Annotated in this window: 17 protein-coding genes; all 17 read right to left on the reverse strand. The window is 48.1% G+C overall.

The window, feature by feature from the left end; translation table 11 throughout:
- Positions 1-40: 40 nt before the first annotated feature.
- Positions 41-1,120, reverse strand: coding sequence for an alanine racemase (alr, locus tag A5320_RS02775; RefSeq protein ID WP_068060624.1), 1,080 nt, complete (start codon positions 1,118-1,120; stop codon positions 41-43).
- The gene (gene dnaB, locus A5320_RS02780) at positions 1,120-2,553 is read right to left on the reverse strand and encodes a replicative DNA helicase (RefSeq protein ID WP_068062882.1); all 1,434 of its coding nucleotides are present in this window, start codon (positions 2,551-2,553) and stop codon (positions 1,120-1,122) included. Before dnaB ends, alr begins: the two co-directional genes overlap by 1 nt.
- A 234-nt stretch (positions 2,554-2,787) precedes the next feature.
- Entirely contained in the window at positions 2,788-3,240 is a 453-nt protein-coding gene (gene rplI, locus A5320_RS02785; RefSeq protein WP_068060627.1) for a 50S ribosomal protein L9, read from the reverse strand.
- A gap of 33 nt (positions 3,241-3,273) precedes the next feature.
- Positions 3,274-3,501, reverse strand: coding sequence for a 30S ribosomal protein S18 (gene rpsR / locus A5320_RS02790; RefSeq protein WP_031568572.1), 228 nt, complete (start codon positions 3,499-3,501; stop codon positions 3,274-3,276).
- Positions 3,502-3,511: 10 nt separating this feature from the next.
- Positions 3,512-3,814: a primosomal replication protein N gene (gene priB / locus A5320_RS02795; protein WP_068060630.1), complete on the reverse strand. Its 303-nt coding sequence runs from the start codon at positions 3,812-3,814 to the stop codon at positions 3,512-3,514.
- 5 nt (positions 3,815-3,819) lie between these two features.
- Positions 3,820-4,197, reverse strand: a complete 378-nt coding sequence (gene rpsF / locus A5320_RS02800; protein WP_068060633.1) for a 30S ribosomal protein S6 — start codon at positions 4,195-4,197, stop codon at positions 3,820-3,822.
- A 244-nt stretch (positions 4,198-4,441) separates the two neighbouring features.
- Positions 4,442-5,182, reverse strand: a complete 741-nt coding sequence (gene rlmB / locus A5320_RS02805) for a 23S rRNA (guanosine(2251)-2'-O)-methyltransferase RlmB (RefSeq protein WP_068060636.1) — start codon at positions 5,180-5,182, stop codon at positions 4,442-4,444.
- Positions 5,183-5,334: 152 nt separating this feature from the next.
- Positions 5,335-7,752, reverse strand: coding sequence for a ribonuclease R (gene rnr, locus A5320_RS02810; protein ID WP_068060639.1), 2,418 nt, complete (start codon positions 7,750-7,752; stop codon positions 5,335-5,337).
- Positions 7,753-7,853: 101 nt separating this feature from the next.
- Positions 7,854-8,483 (reverse strand): tetratricopeptide repeat protein, encoded by a 630-nt coding sequence (locus tag A5320_RS02815; protein WP_068060642.1) that lies wholly within the window; start codon positions 8,481-8,483, stop codon positions 7,854-7,856.
- A gap of 117 nt (positions 8,484-8,600) precedes the next feature.
- Positions 8,601-9,896 carry an adenylosuccinate synthase gene (locus tag A5320_RS02820; RefSeq protein WP_068060645.1) on the reverse strand — a complete coding sequence of 432 codons (1,296 nt, stop codon included), beginning with the start codon at positions 9,894-9,896 and terminating at the stop codon, positions 8,601-8,603.
- 161 nt (positions 9,897-10,057) lie between these two features.
- Positions 10,058-10,240 carry a DUF2065 domain-containing protein gene (locus A5320_RS02825; RefSeq protein ID WP_068060647.1) on the reverse strand — a complete coding sequence of 61 codons (183 nt, stop codon included), beginning with the start codon at positions 10,238-10,240 and terminating at the stop codon, positions 10,058-10,060.
- A 5-nt stretch (positions 10,241-10,245) separates the two neighbouring features.
- The gene (locus A5320_RS02830; protein WP_068060653.1) at positions 10,246-11,418 is read right to left on the reverse strand and encodes an aminotransferase class V-fold PLP-dependent enzyme; all 1,173 of its coding nucleotides are present in this window, start codon (positions 11,416-11,418) and stop codon (positions 10,246-10,248) included.
- Positions 11,419-11,477: 59 nt separating this feature from the next.
- Positions 11,478-12,356 carry a protease modulator HflC gene (gene hflC, locus A5320_RS02835; RefSeq protein ID WP_068060656.1) on the reverse strand — a complete coding sequence of 293 codons (879 nt, stop codon included), beginning with the start codon at positions 12,354-12,356 and terminating at the stop codon, positions 11,478-11,480.
- 3 nt (positions 12,357-12,359) lie between these two features.
- Positions 12,360-13,505: an FtsH protease activity modulator HflK gene (gene hflK, locus A5320_RS02840; protein WP_068060661.1), complete on the reverse strand. Its 1,146-nt coding sequence runs from the start codon at positions 13,503-13,505 to the stop codon at positions 12,360-12,362.
- A gap of 48 nt (positions 13,506-13,553) precedes the next feature.
- On the reverse strand, positions 13,554-14,837 hold the full coding sequence (gene hflX, locus A5320_RS02845; RefSeq protein ID WP_068060663.1) for a ribosome rescue GTPase HflX: 1,284 nt from the start codon (positions 14,835-14,837) through the stop codon (positions 13,554-13,556).
- 18 nt (positions 14,838-14,855) lie between these two features.
- The gene (gene hfq, locus A5320_RS02850; RefSeq protein ID WP_068060665.1) at positions 14,856-15,113 is read right to left on the reverse strand and encodes an RNA chaperone Hfq; all 258 of its coding nucleotides are present in this window, start codon (positions 15,111-15,113) and stop codon (positions 14,856-14,858) included.
- Between the two features lie 92 nt (positions 15,114-15,205).
- Positions 15,206-16,126, reverse strand: a complete 921-nt coding sequence (miaA, locus tag A5320_RS02855) for a tRNA (adenosine(37)-N6)-dimethylallyltransferase MiaA (RefSeq protein WP_068060667.1) — start codon at positions 16,124-16,126, stop codon at positions 15,206-15,208.
- Between the last annotated feature and the right edge of the window lie 7 nt (positions 16,127-16,133).

Consider the following 16,133-nt stretch of genomic DNA (forward strand, 5'->3'; position numbering starts at 1 on the left):
TACTGTTTAAAAAAAACCGGCTTCACGCCGGTTTTTTATTTTAATCAGTAACATACCGCAGTTGAACACGACTGGTTATATTACATAACAGCTCGTAAGGAATGGTCTGTACCAAAGCGGCAATCTCTTCAACCGCTAAAGTCTCCCCCCACAACACCACTTGATCACCAATCTGTACATTCTCGCTGCCGATGTCGACTGTCGTCATATCCATCGACACTCGTCCGACAATCGGGTACCGATTACCGTTAATCAGAACCGGCGTACCACTCGGCGCGTTGCGTGGATAACCATCACCATAACCAATAGCGACTACGGCAAGCTGAGTGTCATGCGGGGCTGTCCAACTGGCGCCATAACCAACTTTATCGCCTTTCTTTACCTGGCGCACTGCAATCACCGAACTACTAAAAGTCATCACCGGGCGCAAACCATGCAGAGATGAACGTCCATCCACCATCGGCGATACACCGTAGAGCGCTAATCCTGGTCTGATCCAATCACCATGGCTTTGCGGCCATGCCAGTATCCCTGCAGAGTTGGCTATTGATAATTCACCTTCACAGCCTTGGATAAGCCGTTTAAACAAGACAAGCTGATTAGACGTTGCCGGATTATCAGGTTCATCAGCACAGGCAAAATGCGTCATCAACCTGAGTGGTTTTAACACATTAGGACTCGCCATCAGGCGGCGATATACGTCAGAAAATTGCTCCGGATAAATACCTAACCGATGCATGCCACTGTCGATTTTCAACCAGACATGGACCGGAGCCTCAAGCTCAGCAGCCAATAATGCATCAACTTGTGACAGATGATGCACCACAACTTGTAAGTTAGATGCCACAATTTGCGGCAGTTCATCGGCGTGGAAAAAACCCTCCAGCAGCACTATCGGTTTGACCACACCTCCAGCCCGGAGTAACAAAGCTTCATCAATTCTAGCCACGCCAAAAGCGCCGGCAACCTTTAATTGTTCAGCGACCGCCAATAAGCCATGGCCATAAGCATTGGCTTTCAGTACCGCCAGAATTTTACTCTGCGGTGCAATTCGTTGTAAATGTTGAAAATTATGATGCAGTGCATCAATATTAATTTGGGCGATTGGCCGACGACTCATTAGTACTCGTCCTCAAAACGCGCAGAACCGGCATAGTTGTCAAAGCGGGAATAACGACCATGGAAGGTCAGCCGCACCCGCCCGATCGGGCCATTCCGCTGCTTACCAATAATCACTTCGGCCGTGCCTTTGTCGGCGCTATCTTCGTGATAAACCTCATCACGATAGATAAACATAATTAAATCAGCATCCTGTTCAATAGAGCCTGATTCCCGCAAGTCCGAGTTAACCGGGCGTTTATCGGCGCGCTGCTCCAATGAACGGTTAAGCTGTGACAAAGCAACAACCGGCACTTTGAGCTCTTTCGCCAAAGCTTTTAAAGAACGGGAAATTTCAGCGATTTCCAAAGTCCGGTTTTCAGAAAGCCCCGGCACTGTCATTAACTGCAAGTAGTCAATCATGATCATCGACAAGCCACCATGCTCACGCGCAATACGTCGCGCTCGCGAGCGAACTTCGGTCGGCGTCAGACCAGATGCATCATCGATATACATCTTGCCCTTGCTGTTCAAAAGTTCAATCGCTGAGGACAACCGCGCCCAATCTTCGTCATCGAGCTGGCCGGTTCGTACTTTGGTTTGGTCAATGCGGCCCAGTGATGCCAGCATCCTCATCATAATTTGTTCGGACGGCATCTCTAAACTGAAGATCAGAACCGGTTTATCGCTACTCATCGCCGCGTGTTCACAGAGGTTCATCGCAAAGGTGGTTTTACCCATCGAAGGACGCGCAGCGACAATAATTAAATCTGACGGCTGCATGCCATTGGTCATTTTGTCTAAATCGATGTAGCCGGTAGAAACACCGGTGATGCCACCAGCACTAGGATTACGAAACAACGAGTCAATTTTATCGATGGTTTTGGCAAGGATGCTGTGAATTGCTTCCGGCCCTTCATTGGCATTGGCACGCTGCTCAGCAATCTTAAAGACTTTAGTCTCGGCAAAGTCGAGCAACTGCGCGCTATCGCGCCCTTGTGGGTCATAACCGGCATCGGCAATATCGTGCGCCACCGCAATCATATCGCGTACCACAGCCCGCTCACGCACGATATCGGCATAAGCCAGAATGTTGGCGGCACTTGGCGTATTTTTGGCAATTTCACCTAAATAGGCAAAACCACCAATATCATCCAGTTGCTGATTACGTTCCAACCATTCAGACACGGTAATTAAATCGATGGGTTGGTTGGCTTCAGCGATGCTGGTCATCGCCTGGAAAATATACTTGTGCGAGCGCAAATAAAAGTCGTGATCAACCACCTTTTCGGCGACCCGATCCCAGGCGTTGTTGTCCAGCATTAAGCCACCCAACACCGACTGTTCGGCCTCAATCGAATGCGGTGGCATCTTGACCGCTGCGACCTGGCTGTCGTTCTGATATTTATCTTTTTGATATTTATCTTTTGAGAATCGTTCTTTTGGATTTGCCATAACACCAGATTTTTGACTGTCGGTCGGCCAGAGTAGCCAACGCAAAGATGTAGTTCGATTGCGGCATAGCCTAGCATTTTTCGAAAACCAGATCAGGTAGAAATCGCATAGTCGGCGGATTTTTTTAAAAGCGAAGAGGAGTTTAGCTAGAAAAGGTTGAACTATCGGTTTGGAAATAGAGTGGGTTCAGCGGGGAAATCAGGCACAGTGAAGATTCACTGTGCCTGGCAGCAATTAAGCTTCTGCTACCACAACCAGTTTGATGGTTGCTGTAACTTCAGCGTGTAATTGCAGGTCGATGTCAAATGAACCAACGTCACGCAGAGTGCCGTGTGGTAATTTAACTTCGGCTTTAGAAACAGCTACACCGGCTTCAGTGATCGCATCAGCGATATCACGGGTACCGATAGAACCGAACAGTTTGCCTTCGTCACCCGCTTTAGCAGCGATAGTCACTTCAGCCAGTTCAGCTACTTTCGCAGCACGTTCCTGAGCAGCGCCTAAGTTAGCAACCAGTTTGGCTTCTAACTCAGCACGACGTGCTTCAAATTTTTCCAGGTTAGCCTTGGTTGCTGGAACTGCTTTTCCTTGTGGGAATAAGAAGTTACGGGCATAACCAGATTTAACAACTACTTTGTCGCCTAAACCACCAAGGTTAGCAACTTTATCCAACAGAATGATATCCATTGTTTAATCCTCTCAGTATCGGTTGAACCAGGCTTATGCGTGTGAATCGCTGTACGGCAGCAGAGCCAGGTAGCGAGCGCGTTTGATGGCGCGAGCTAATTGACGCTGATACTTAGCGCTGGTACCAGTGATACGGCTAGGAACAATTTTGCCACTTTCAGTGACATAATTTTTTAAAGTAGCGGTATCTTTGTAGTCGATCTCTTGCACGCCTTCGGCAGAGAAACGGCAGAATTTACGGCGACGGAAATAACGAGCCATGAACTTTCTCCTAACTTAATATTTCAATTCGTTGGGCATGAAGGACAAGCTTAGCCTGACCACTCGGGCTTTGATGACGGTTTAAAAAGCCAGTCACCCGAACCACACTACCCTGCATCAAATTGTGAGTTTGTCTGCACAACTCACCGGCAACGACGACCTGAAGTCGGACGTAACTGGCTCTGTTGTATCCGGCTTCCTGCTGCATCGACTTGTGTTCAAGTGACAAATGCATATGCGGGATACCGGCTGGACTTTCGCTTCGGTCAGGTTGGCGGCATATGACGCCAGTGATGACCAGGCAGTTGTCCATCAGAATTACTCGTCGTTTGCAACCTGCTCGTCAGAATCACGAGGAGCACGGTCACGACGTTCGTCACGTACCTTGGCCATTGGTGATGGCTCAGTCACGGCACCATGAGTGCGCATGATCAGGTTACGCAGAACTGCGTCGTTGAAACGGAAGTTAGTTTCCAGTTCATCGATTACTGACTGTGGTGCTTCAACGTTCAGCAGAACGTAGTGAGCTTTGTGCAGTTTCTCGATTGGGTAAGCCAGTTGACGACGACCCCAGTCTTCCAGACGGTGGATAGAACCACCCGCTTCTTTAATCGCACCTGTATAACGTTCGATCATACCTGGTACTTGTTCACTCTGATCCGGGTGAACCATAAACACGATTTCGTAATGACGCATGGTAGCTCCTTACGGTTAGTTAGCCTCGGGTGAGCTCGACCAGTCTCGCATAGAGGCAAGGAACGTTTGTTGAACGGTCGAAGGGTGCGTATTCTACGGACTCGATGCGCTAAAAACAAGCAGAGATTGCGCTGAGTGCCAGATATCGGAAAACAACAAAGCCATGGAAAATAATTGGTTTTCCATGGCTTTGTGTTGGGTGCACGCTATTTCGTCTGAAATGGTGCCGTTTTATTCATAAATATTATTTTGCCTGACGCTGCCGCACTGCTTCATACAAGCAAATGCCGGTCGCCACTGACACGTTTAAGCTGGATACCGCGCCAAACATCGGAATTTTGACCAGCGAATCGCAAGATTCTTTGGTCAAGCGGCGTAAACCATCACCTTCAGCCCCCATCGCAAGTGCCAGTGGACCTTTAAGCGTCGCCTGATAGATCGTGGTATCAGTTTCACCTGCTGCACCAACAACCCAAACTCCAGCGTCTTTTAACTCGCGGATGGTGCGCGCTAAATTAGTCACATTGATAAAAGGTACCGACTCAGCTGCACCACAAGCCACTTTACGCACCACGGCCGTCAATTTCACTGAGCGATCTTTTGGCGCAATAACAGCATGCACACCAGCGGCATCGGCTGAGCGCAAAATAGCGCCTAAGTTATGTGGATCGGTAATGCCGTCTAAAATCAGCAGAAATGGCGCACTTTCCCGTTCGACAATCCGGGCTAAATCCGACTCATCACCGGCATCATGCAACCTTGCTTTGGCAACCACACCTTGATGCTGTGCACCATTAACCTTGTCATCCAATGATTTGCGATTACAAAACTGCACTGAAACACCCGCTTTACGCGCAAGCTGGATCACCGGCTGCATCCGCTGGTCTTCGCGATCTTTGAGCACAAATAATTCCAGCACATCTTCTGGTGCCCGTTCCATAAAAGCGCTGACCGCGTGGATCCCAAAAACGTAATCTGTGCTCATCACTTATTCCTGCAAAGTCAGCAGCTGAAACTGCTGCAAAATTAAAAAACAAACGCCTGGAAAGGCCAGGCGTTTGTATCAAGTGCAGTGATTGTAGCAAATCGGCGCCGAAGCGTCATTGTCCGTCTGCCATCATCACCTATGGCGTTGCGTTATTTACGCTTACGAGGCGCTTTTGGCTTTTCGCTACCCGCTTTGGCTGCTGGTTTACCAGCAGTTTTAGCACCCGGTTTCGCTTTGCTGCCACTGCGCCCGACTTTGGTTTTACCAGGCCGTGCTGTTGGATCAGCCATTGCTTTACCTTTTTTGGTACTAAAGCCTTTCGCAGGTTGGCCGGCAGCTGTTTTATCAGCGCCACCTTTACCCTGACCTGAAGCCATTCGTTTACCAACATGCTTCACAGTACCAACAATACCTAAATCAATTTTGCGCGCTTCGAGATTCACTGCGAGCACTTTCACTTCAATCAAATCACCCATCCGGTAACTTTGATTGCTGTGTTCACCCAGCAACACCTGACGCTCAACATCAAAGTGGTAATAGTCGTTTGGCAAGGATGTGACATGCACCAGACCTTCAATATACAAATCGGTCAGACGCACAAATAAACCGAAGTTGGTCACTGTTGAAACCACACCCGGGAATTCAGCCCCGATATGATCTTGCATATACTCACATTTCAGCCAATCTGACACTTCACGGGTGGCGTCATCGGCTCGACGCTCAGTCATCGAGCATTGCTCACCAAGCGGCACCATTTGCTCAGGTGTATAAGAGCGCGCACCTGTGGTTTGTTCGCCCTGCTTTTTCAGCAAAGATTTAATCACCCGGTGTAGCAGTAAATCCGGATAACGGCGAATTGGCGACGTAAAGTGCGAATAGGCTTCCAGCGCCAGGCCAAAGTGCCCCATGTTATCTGGTTGATACACCGCTTGTTTCATCGAGCGCAGCATGGTGGTTTCAATCAGTTCTTTATCCGGTCTGTCCTGCAGTTTTTGCAATAACAGCATCAAATCAAGCGGTGTTGGCTGGACTGGCAGTTCTGAACTAATACCAAGCTCCGCCAGAAAGCGTTTAAAGTTAGCAAAACGGTCTGCATCCGGCTGTTCATGCACCCGGTAGAGTGCGGCAGCTTCGGCTTTTTCAACTAATTGTGCCGAAGCGACGTTGGCTAGAATCATACATTCTTCAATGATCTTATGCGCTTCGTTGCGGTGCACCGGCACAATTTGTTCAATTTTCCGATGACTGTTGAAGATAAAACGGGTTTCGACAGTTTCAAATTCAATCGCACCACGCACACCACGGACCTTCGCCATTTGTTTGTACAACGAATACAGATGGTCGATGTTGGTCAAATTCGCTTCATACTGTTGACGCAGTTCCGGGTCGCCCTGCAAAATCGCATGTACTTTGTTGTAAGTCAGCCGTGCTTTTGAATGCATCACTGCTTCATAAAACTTCGAGCTACCAAGTTTGCCCTGAGCACTGATATGCATTTCAGCGACAAAACACAACCGGTCGGTATGTGGGTTTAACGAACACAAACCGTTGGATAACACTTCCGGCAGCATCGGCAATACATGGTCCGGGAAATAAACGGAGTTACCACGGTCCAGCGCTTCCCGATCCAGTGGTGTATCTGGCAATACGTAAGCTGTGACATCGGCAATAGCCACCCACAGGTGCCAACCACCGTCTTCTTTGCGCTCACAATACACCGCATCATCAAAGTCACGGGCGTCTTCACCGTCAATCGTAATCAGTCCAAGCTCGGTGAGATCAACACGTCCGGCTTTAGCTTCTGCTGGCACTTCAGTACCGTAGCCTGCGACTTGTTTTTCTACCGCTTCGGAAAATTTATGGGGCAATTGATGGTTACGAATAGCGACTTCGATTTCCATGCCAGGTGCCATATGGTCACCCAGCACTTCAATCACTTTACCTACCGCATTAACCCGTTTAAATGGCCGTTGGGTCACTTCAGCCAACACGATTTGGCCGTGACGTGCAGCGCCTTCTTCACCGGCAGGGATCACAATATCCTGGGTAATACGCGGGTCTTCCGGTACCACTACTGCTAACGCAAAATCTTTAAAATAACGGCCAACAATCGGCTCAGTGCGTGGTGTTAACACCCGCACAATCCGCGCTTCAACTTTGTCTTTGCCTTTAATCTCACCAGCACTGGCCAGCACTACATCGCCCGGTAACAGGCGTTGCATATCAAAATTCTGGATATACCAATCCGGGCCGCCCTGCTCAAGCTTAAGGAAGCCAAAACCATCACGATGGCCGATGACTGTGCCTTTGACCAAATCTAAATCGTCCACCACACCATAACGTTTGGTTTTGGTAAACAACAACTGGCCATCACGCTCCATCGCGCGTAAACGTTTTTTTAATGCAAAAAGAGGTTCTTCGCCTTCCAGCTTTAACTCAGCGACTAATTCTTCAAAGTAGGCTGGTTGCTGACGCTGCTTGATATGCTCGAGGATAAATTCGCGGCTTGGGATAGGGTTTTCATATTTTTCTTGCTCACGCGCAAGATGCGGATCTTTGATCGTCATGGATTCTCTTCATTACTAAAACTTCGGCAAGTGTAACAGCCTGCCGTTGTTTTTTCACTGCTGCTGCTGTTTTTATCAGCAAATCCACGATGAATTTTTACTTACAGTGGCTTTTTCGCTCTGGTCAGGACAGGCTCCGGCATTCTTGATGCCAGTTTTTGCAATGCAGTTTGAATGCGCTGATGTAGATCTTTATCGGCGGTAACGGAATGATGCAACCAGCGGTAAACCGTTTCATAGTCGACCGGACTGCCGTGACCACTGAGCAACAATTCCGCCAGTCGGATCTGCGCATTGATATTGCCCATAGCACTTGCTTCATGCAGATAAGATTGTGCTTTGACTAAATCCTTTTGTACAAATTTGCCTTGCTGGTAATAACGGCCTATTTGTTCCAACGCTTCTGGCAAGCCCTGCCGCGCCGCTTCATCCATTAAATCCCAGCCACGTTCAACATTAACCGGCACACAAACACCGTATGCCAGCATATCGCCGAACAAAAACTGGTAAGAAGGTAATTTCATGATGTCAGCACGGGCTTCGATATCTTTAACCAGCTGACAATCATCAGCTTTCACCCGCTTCAAATGCTGGTTTTGCCGGATTAACGCCAGCAGCTCGTCCTGCGTATACAGCTGCACCACTTGCAACTCTTCAGTGGTGACCTGCGCTTTCAACTGCCATGGCAGACCGCACAGTAACATCAGGATTAAAGGGGTAAATCTATTCATGTCCAATCACCGGAAAATTGACACTATCGATAGTGAAGAACCTTTATACAATATTCCTGCCAGAACTGAATAAAAAAACGCTGCACCAGGCAGCGTTTTTTAATGCTGATTTAAAAATCAGGCAAATGGATGTAACAGAACGATGGTCTGTACCCGATCTGGCCCAGTTGAAACGATATCAATTGGCACGCCGGTCACTTCTTCTAAACGCTTGATATAGTTCAGAGCGTTCTGTGGTAAACCCGCTAAAGTTTGCACACCAAAAGTCGTCTCAGACCAGCCTGGCATCGTCTCGTACACTGGCGTCACCAGCTCGTAGCCTTCGGCTGCAAGGGGTGGAACATCAGTGACTGAACCATCTGGCTGACGATAACCAACACAGATCTTGACTTCACTGAGCCCATCCATCACATCTAACTTGGTCAGACAGAAACCAGAGATGCTGTTCAGCTGCACAGCACGACGAACGGCAACAGCGTCGAACCAGCCACAACGACGTTTACGGCCAGTGGTGGCACCAAACTCGTGACCTTTGACACCTAAGTGTTCGCCGATTTCGCAATCAAGTTCAGTCGGGAACGGACCTGAACCAACACGCGTGGTGTACGCTTTCACAATACCCAACACGTAGTCGATATAACGAGGGCCAAAACCTGCACCAGTCGCTACGCCACCAGCGGTGGTATTGGATGAAGTGACATAAGGGTAAGTACCGTGATCGATATCGAGCAACGTACCCTGCGCACCTTCAAACATGATTTCCTGACCAGCCTTGCGGGCTTTGTCCAGTAAATCAGTCACGTCCACCACCATCGACTTCAGCGTATCAGCCATCGATAAGGCGTTGTCTAACGTCGTCTGGTAATCAATTGGATCCAGTTTGTAGTACTGCGTCAGGGTGAAGTTATGCAGTTCCATCAGGACTTTAAGCTTTTCAGCAAACAGCTCCGGATTAAACAGATCACCGATACGCAGACCACGACGGGCTACTTTATCTTCGTAAGCTGGGCCGATACCACGACCTGTGGTGCCGATTTTTTTATCGCCACGGGCAGCTTCACGGGCCACGTCCAATGCAACGTGGAATGGGAGGATCAGGGGACAAGCTTCGCTGACCAGCAAACGTTCTTTGACCGGCACGCCACGCTGTTCCAGCATGGTCATTTCTTTCAAAAAGGCTTCCGGGGACAGCACCACGCCATTACCAATCACACATTTTACATTTGCACGTAAAATACCTGACGGGATTAAGTGCAGGACGGTTTTTTCGCCGTCGATCACCAGAGTATGACCGGCGTTATGGCCGCCCTGGTAACGCACTACATAGCTAGCCTTGTCGGTTAATAAATCGACGATTTTACCTTTTCCTTCGTCACCCCATTGGGTGCCGAGCACAACAACGTTTTTGGCCATGGTTCCTACATCATGGAAAAAAATTAGGCGGGGATTCTACCAAAATAAAATGCAAAGTTCAGCCGCAAGGGCAAAAAAAAACCAGCTGATTTTTCAGCTGGTTGAATTCATTCAGATTTAAATAATAAATAAACTTAAAAGACGTCTGGATTTCTAATTTATCAGGCCAGAAACAGATAAATCAGTAACGCGCCGCCACAAAGTACGGCACCGACCTGCCGTAAACTACTGATCGGTTCGGCGCTCAGGCGCCTTAAATAACTTTGCCATTGTTTCGGGAACAACAATGGCCCGATGCCCTCAAGCAACAACACCAACGCCAGACTGGCCCAAAATAATTCCATGTGTCTTATCCCCGATGCGCCTGCAGACAGGACAAATCAAAATCAACAGTATCCTGATAAGGCGCAAAGCCAAAACGTAAGCGATCGCCCCGATAATCGGTATGAATTTTATGCTGTTTCAGATAGGCCGCTAATTCTGCGACTTGCTGGGTGGATGGCAATCTAAACGTCAAAAAATGGCCATGCTGCAGCGGATCCTTTTGCAATAACGCAGCGCGATTGAGCTGCGGATGCTGCTGCTGTTCAAGATCAGCCAAAAAAGCCTGCTGCAACTTCTGCACATGCTGATGAACTGCATCGATGGTGATCTGTTGCTGCTGATATAAATCAAGCACAGCTTCCAGCCGGTACAAAGCGGTGAAATCCATAGTCGCGCCAGCAAATTGATAACCGTCCTGGCTGTATTGCACTTCGGCCGTTTTCGCCTGTGCTAGCGTACCGAACTCAGCAAACCATCCGGTATACAAAGGCCGCAAATTGTTATGTTGCGGCACCACCATAAAGCAGCAACCTTCACCGCCCTGAGCGTATTTATAAGAGCCCGCCAGGTAAAAAATCTGACCTTCGAGCGCAGATAAATCGCTCGGTAACGCCATAAAACCGTGATAACCATCGATGGCAATAGTCGCTTTGGTCACTTGCCGGATGGCTTCAACAAATGCCGTTAAGCCGGTAATGGCTACACCGGAATTAAAAAACACCTGACTACAAAACACCAAATCTGGCTGTAACTGCTGCGCCGCTTGCACAAATCTCTGCTCGAAAGTAGCAAAAGGCTCAGTGGCGACTTGCACCACTTCCACGTTTGGCAACTCAGCAAATCGTTTGATTTGGCGGCTAAAACTATGAAATTCGCTGTCGGACGACAACACTTTCAGCGGTTGTTGTAAATCAAAACAACTTAATAACCGGAACAATAATTCATGGGTATTCGGCGCAAACACGATTTGCTGAGACGCTTGCAGCTTTAACAGCTGTGCTATTTGACGCTGCACTTTCGGTACTTTTTCGCCAAACACATAATCCCACTTGTCATCGACCATCCGCGCGCTGTCATCCCAATAAGCTAATGCGGCGTCGCGGGTGACATCAGGCCAATAATGGTGGGAGTGGCAGGCAAAGTGCTGGACCCCGGCATTAGCCTGCAAAAATCGTTGATAGAAGGATTTGTAGCTCATCGGCAAAAACTCCACTTAAAAAAAAGGCGCACTAGGCGCCTTTTTTAAATTCTAGAAAATTATTTCTTAGTTTGCGATTTCATATATTGGAAGAAATCACTATCTGGCTGCACCACTAAAATATCAGATTTGCTGTTGAAGCTACGATTGTAGGCTTCTAAGCTTCTGACAAAGCTGAAGAATTCAGCATTTTTATTGTAAGCCTCTGCGTACACTTTTGCCGCTAATGCATCACCTTCACCGCGAACGGTACGGGAATTCCGCTCTGCTTCTGCCACCATAACGGTGACTTTAGCATCCACATCAGCACGAATAATTTCTGCTTGCTCCATACCACGGGCACGGTGCTCTTTTGCTACTGCAGTCCGCTCAGCACGCATCCGCTGGAAAATGTTGTTACTGATTTCATCCGGCAGGTTAATTTTCTTTACCCGCACATCTAGGATTTCAATACCAATTTCTTCAGCGCCTTTGCCAGCCTGTGCCAGGGCGCCAGACATCAGCTCAGCCCTTTCACCAGAAACAATCTGCTGAATGGTGCGGGTACCAAACTCAGTCCGCAGACCGTTGTTGATATATTGCTTCAACAGGCTTTCCGCACGATCAGTACGACCGGTCGTGGACAGGAAATACTTGCCGAAATCTTTAATCCGCCATTTGACATAGCTGTCGACCAGTAAGTCTTTTTTCTCAGCTGTCACAAAACGGTCTGCCGGGTCATCCAGTGTCTGAACTTTGGCGTCCAGAATGCGGACGTTTTCAATCAGAGGCAGCTTAAAATGCAGGCCCGGTTCAAACACAACCACGCCGCCTGTGGCATCCCGCTGAATTTTGCTGAATTGGAACACAATACCGCGTTCGCCTTCTTTCACCACAAACAGCGACGAAAACACCACAACCGCAACTAAGGCTAATAAAGCAATAATAAAATTCTTCATCGGTTAGCCCCTTCCTGCTCTGTTACTGTCTGAACGAGGTGTCTCAATCCGCGGATCCGCAGAACGAGCATCGCCACTATTCAGGCGCGGTTCCATCACCGCAGGTTTTGCTGCACCATTCTGATTTAGCATTTTATCCAGCGGTAAATACATAATATTACTGCCATTTTTCACATCAATTAACACTTTAGACGTATTGCCGTACACCTGTTCCATCGTCTCTAAATACAGACGTTCACGGGTTACCTGCGGCGAAGCAATGTACTCAGGCAACAGTTTTTCAAAGCGGGCAACTTCACCCTGTGCTTTTAACTGTGACTGCTGTTTATAGGCTTCTGATTCCTGCATCACGCGGTTCACCCGACCACGCGCTTCAGGTTCAATGGCTCTGGCATAAGCCGTTGCTTCCTGAATAAAACGCTGTTCATCTTCTTGTGCGGCAATCGCATCATCAAAAGAAGCTTTTACTTCTTCTGGCGGACGGGCATCACGGAAGTTGACGTCAACAATCTGCAAACCAAGGTTATAAGGTTTGATGATGGCTTCAAGCTCAACCCGGGTGTTCTGACGGATCAGTTCACGACCTTTGGTTAATACATCGTCCATCAATGAATGACCAATCACGAAGCGTAAAGCGGCATCAGTCGCCTGACGCAGACTGCTGTCCGGATCCACCACTGCAAATTTATAAAGTCTTGGATCTTCAACCCGGTACTGCACTTCAAAAGTAACCCGTACCAGATTTTGATCCTGCGTCAGCATAAAACCATCAGTTTTTAAAGTTTCTACGCTGCTGATATCAACTGGCAACACCTGATCAATAAAAGTCGGTTTCCAGTTGATACCTGGATTGACTTCACTGTGGTACTGACCAAAACGCAGGATCACCCCGCGCTCAGATTCTTTGATGGTGTAAATACCACTGAATAACCAGCCAATTAATGCAACCACCAGTAACAACACCAATGCAGCAGAGCCGCCATTGTTGCTGCTGTCAGACGATCCGCCTTTATTGCCGCCGAAGATACCACCGAGTTTTTTACTCAGATTGCGAAACACTTCATCCATATCGGGCGGGCCTTGGTTCTTTCCACCCTGGTTCCAGGGATCATTGTTTTTGCCGTTATTGCCCGGCTCATTCCAAGCCATACTTCACTCCGTCTTGCTGTAAACAGTTGAGGTTAATGTATCAAAAAGTCAGGTCGAGACGATAAAATTTTGCAACAAACCGTCGCTTTGTTTAAGCAACCGCTCCCATTGCGGCTTTGCCAGTGCAATTTGCAGCAGACAAACCCCTTGTTCATCAAAATGTTCTTGTTGCACTGCCCCCATTTCATGAAACCTGGCACGCCAGGATGCAGCATCAGGTGGTAGCGCTAAATTAAGCCGTTGATAACTGTCCGATAATAAAGTCACGATAGCTTCGGTCAGTAAATTCAGCCCGTCGCCGCTTTGTGCCGACAGATAAACCGCAACCGGTGTCCCTGATTCGTCGTATTCAATTCGGGCATTTTGCTGCAGCACATCAATTTTGTTATAAACAAACAGCTGCGGCAAGTCGTCCGCTTCTATTTCATGTAACACTTTTTGTACTTGCTTGATGTTATCTTCCAGCCTTGGGTCTGCAAGATCAATCACATGCAATTGCAAATCAGCTTCGCGGCTTTCCTGCAGCGTCGACTTAAACGCTGCTACCAAATCATGCGGTAAATGCCGGATAAACCCCACCGTATCAGCAAAAATTAACTGGCCGAAATCTGCCAGCTTAATTTGCCGCAGCGTTGGATCTAAAGTCGCAAACAACTGATCTGCTGCGTACACTTCGGATTGGGTCAGCCGGTTAAATAAAGTCGATTTGCCAGCGTTGGTATAACCAACTAACGAAATCACCGGAATCTCAGCACGTTGCCGCGCTTTACGTCCTTGTTCCCGTTGTTTGCCGACTTTTTCCAGCTTTTGATGTAGTGCAGCTATACGATCACGCAACAAGCGTCGATCAGTTTCGAGCTGGGTTTCGCCAGGGCCCCGTAAACCGATACCGCCTTTTTGCCGCTCGTTATCAAAACCACGAATGAGCCTTGAGGCCAAATGCTTAAGTTGCGCCAGCTCGACCTGCAATTTACCTTCGTAACTGCGGGCGCGCTGCGCAAAAATATCGAGGATGAGTGTGGTTCTGTCGATGACCCGACACTGAAAAACGCGTTCCAGATTACGGGTTTGGGCCGGCGATAAGGCGTGGTTAAAAATAACCACAGTTGCAGCGAGATCAGCGACTTGCTGCGCTACTTCTAATGCTTTGCCGGAACCAATAAATAGTCGGGCATCAATTGAACTGCGGCTACAACTTACTACAGCCAGTTCAGCGACACCCGCGGAAGAAACCAACATCTGCAACTCATGAAGATCTTCACAAGCGCTTTCTTGCGGGAAAAAAACATGCACAAGGATCGCTTGCTCAGCCAGCGTTTCACGGTCAAACAAACGATAATATCCTGTTTTTTATTCTATCTCATCCATGTCACCGCCACCGGCGCCATGGCTGACCATTGTGTTCACAGCACGGGCCGGAACAACGGTCGAGATAGCATGCTTGTACACCATCTGACTGACAGTGTTTTTTAACAAAATGACAAACTGATCAAATGACTCGATTTGTCCCTGTAATTTAATCCCATTCACCAGATAAATAGAAACTGGAATACGTTCCCGTCGTAAGGTGTTTAAAAATGGGTCTTGTAAAGATTGGCCCTTTGCCATGTGCCGCTTTCCTTTTCTTAGTTCTGATTCTTGATATATGGATTATTATATTATTTTCAAGTCGTTAAATAACGATTTTTTTCTTCACTAAATTAGCGTAGCGAAGATAAAACAGCTTGCAAGTTTTCCGCAGGACTAACTTCACTTTTCAGCCAGTTTAATTCCTGCCAACTGCGCAGCCAGGTCAATTGTCTTTTGGCCAGCTGCCTTGTTGCGGCGACACCACGATACACCATCTCAGGGTAACTCACTAGCCCGTCCAGATAATCCCACATCTGCCGGTATCCAACACAGCGCATCGACGGCAAATTGGCATGCAAATCACCACGTTGTCTGAGCTGCATCACTTCTTCCTCAAAGCCTTGTTGCAACATCTGGTTAAACCGTAGTTCGATACGCTGATGCAACAAAGCACGATCAGTAGGCGCTATCGCAAATTGCTTAACCGGATAAGGGAAAGCTTCGCCTTTGTCTGTTGTCCATTCGGTCAGACTTTTGCCACTGACTAAAAATACTTCCAGCGCTCTATTAATCCGTTGTGGATCATTCGGATGAATTCTGGCTGCTGACACTGGATCAACCTCAGCCAATTGCTGATGTAAAGCAGCCCAGCCGAGTGTTGCCGCTTGTTGCTCAAGTTCTGCCCTTATTGCAGGCGAAGCTTCTGGCAACGGCGAGATCCCATCCAATAACGCCTTATAATACAACATGGTACCACCAACCAGCAGCGGAACCTTGCCTTTATTACGAATATCTTCAATCTGCAGCAACGCATCACGTCGAAAATCGGCTGCGGAATAAGCTTCAGTCGGTTCCAGAATATTAATCAGCCGATGTGGAGCCCGCGCTAATTCTTCTGCAGAAGGCTTTGCTGTACCTATATCCATCCCGCGATAAATTAACGCACTGTCGACACTGATAATTTCTGCGTTAATTTGTTCGACTAACTCTATCGCCAACGCCGTTTTGCCGGACGCTGTCGGGCCCATCAGACAGATCACCGGCATTGTCATACAAACT

Source organism: Rheinheimera sp. SA_1 (genome assembly GCF_001669775.1).
Taxonomy (GTDB): domain Bacteria; phylum Pseudomonadota; class Gammaproteobacteria; order Enterobacterales; family Alteromonadaceae; genus Pararheinheimera.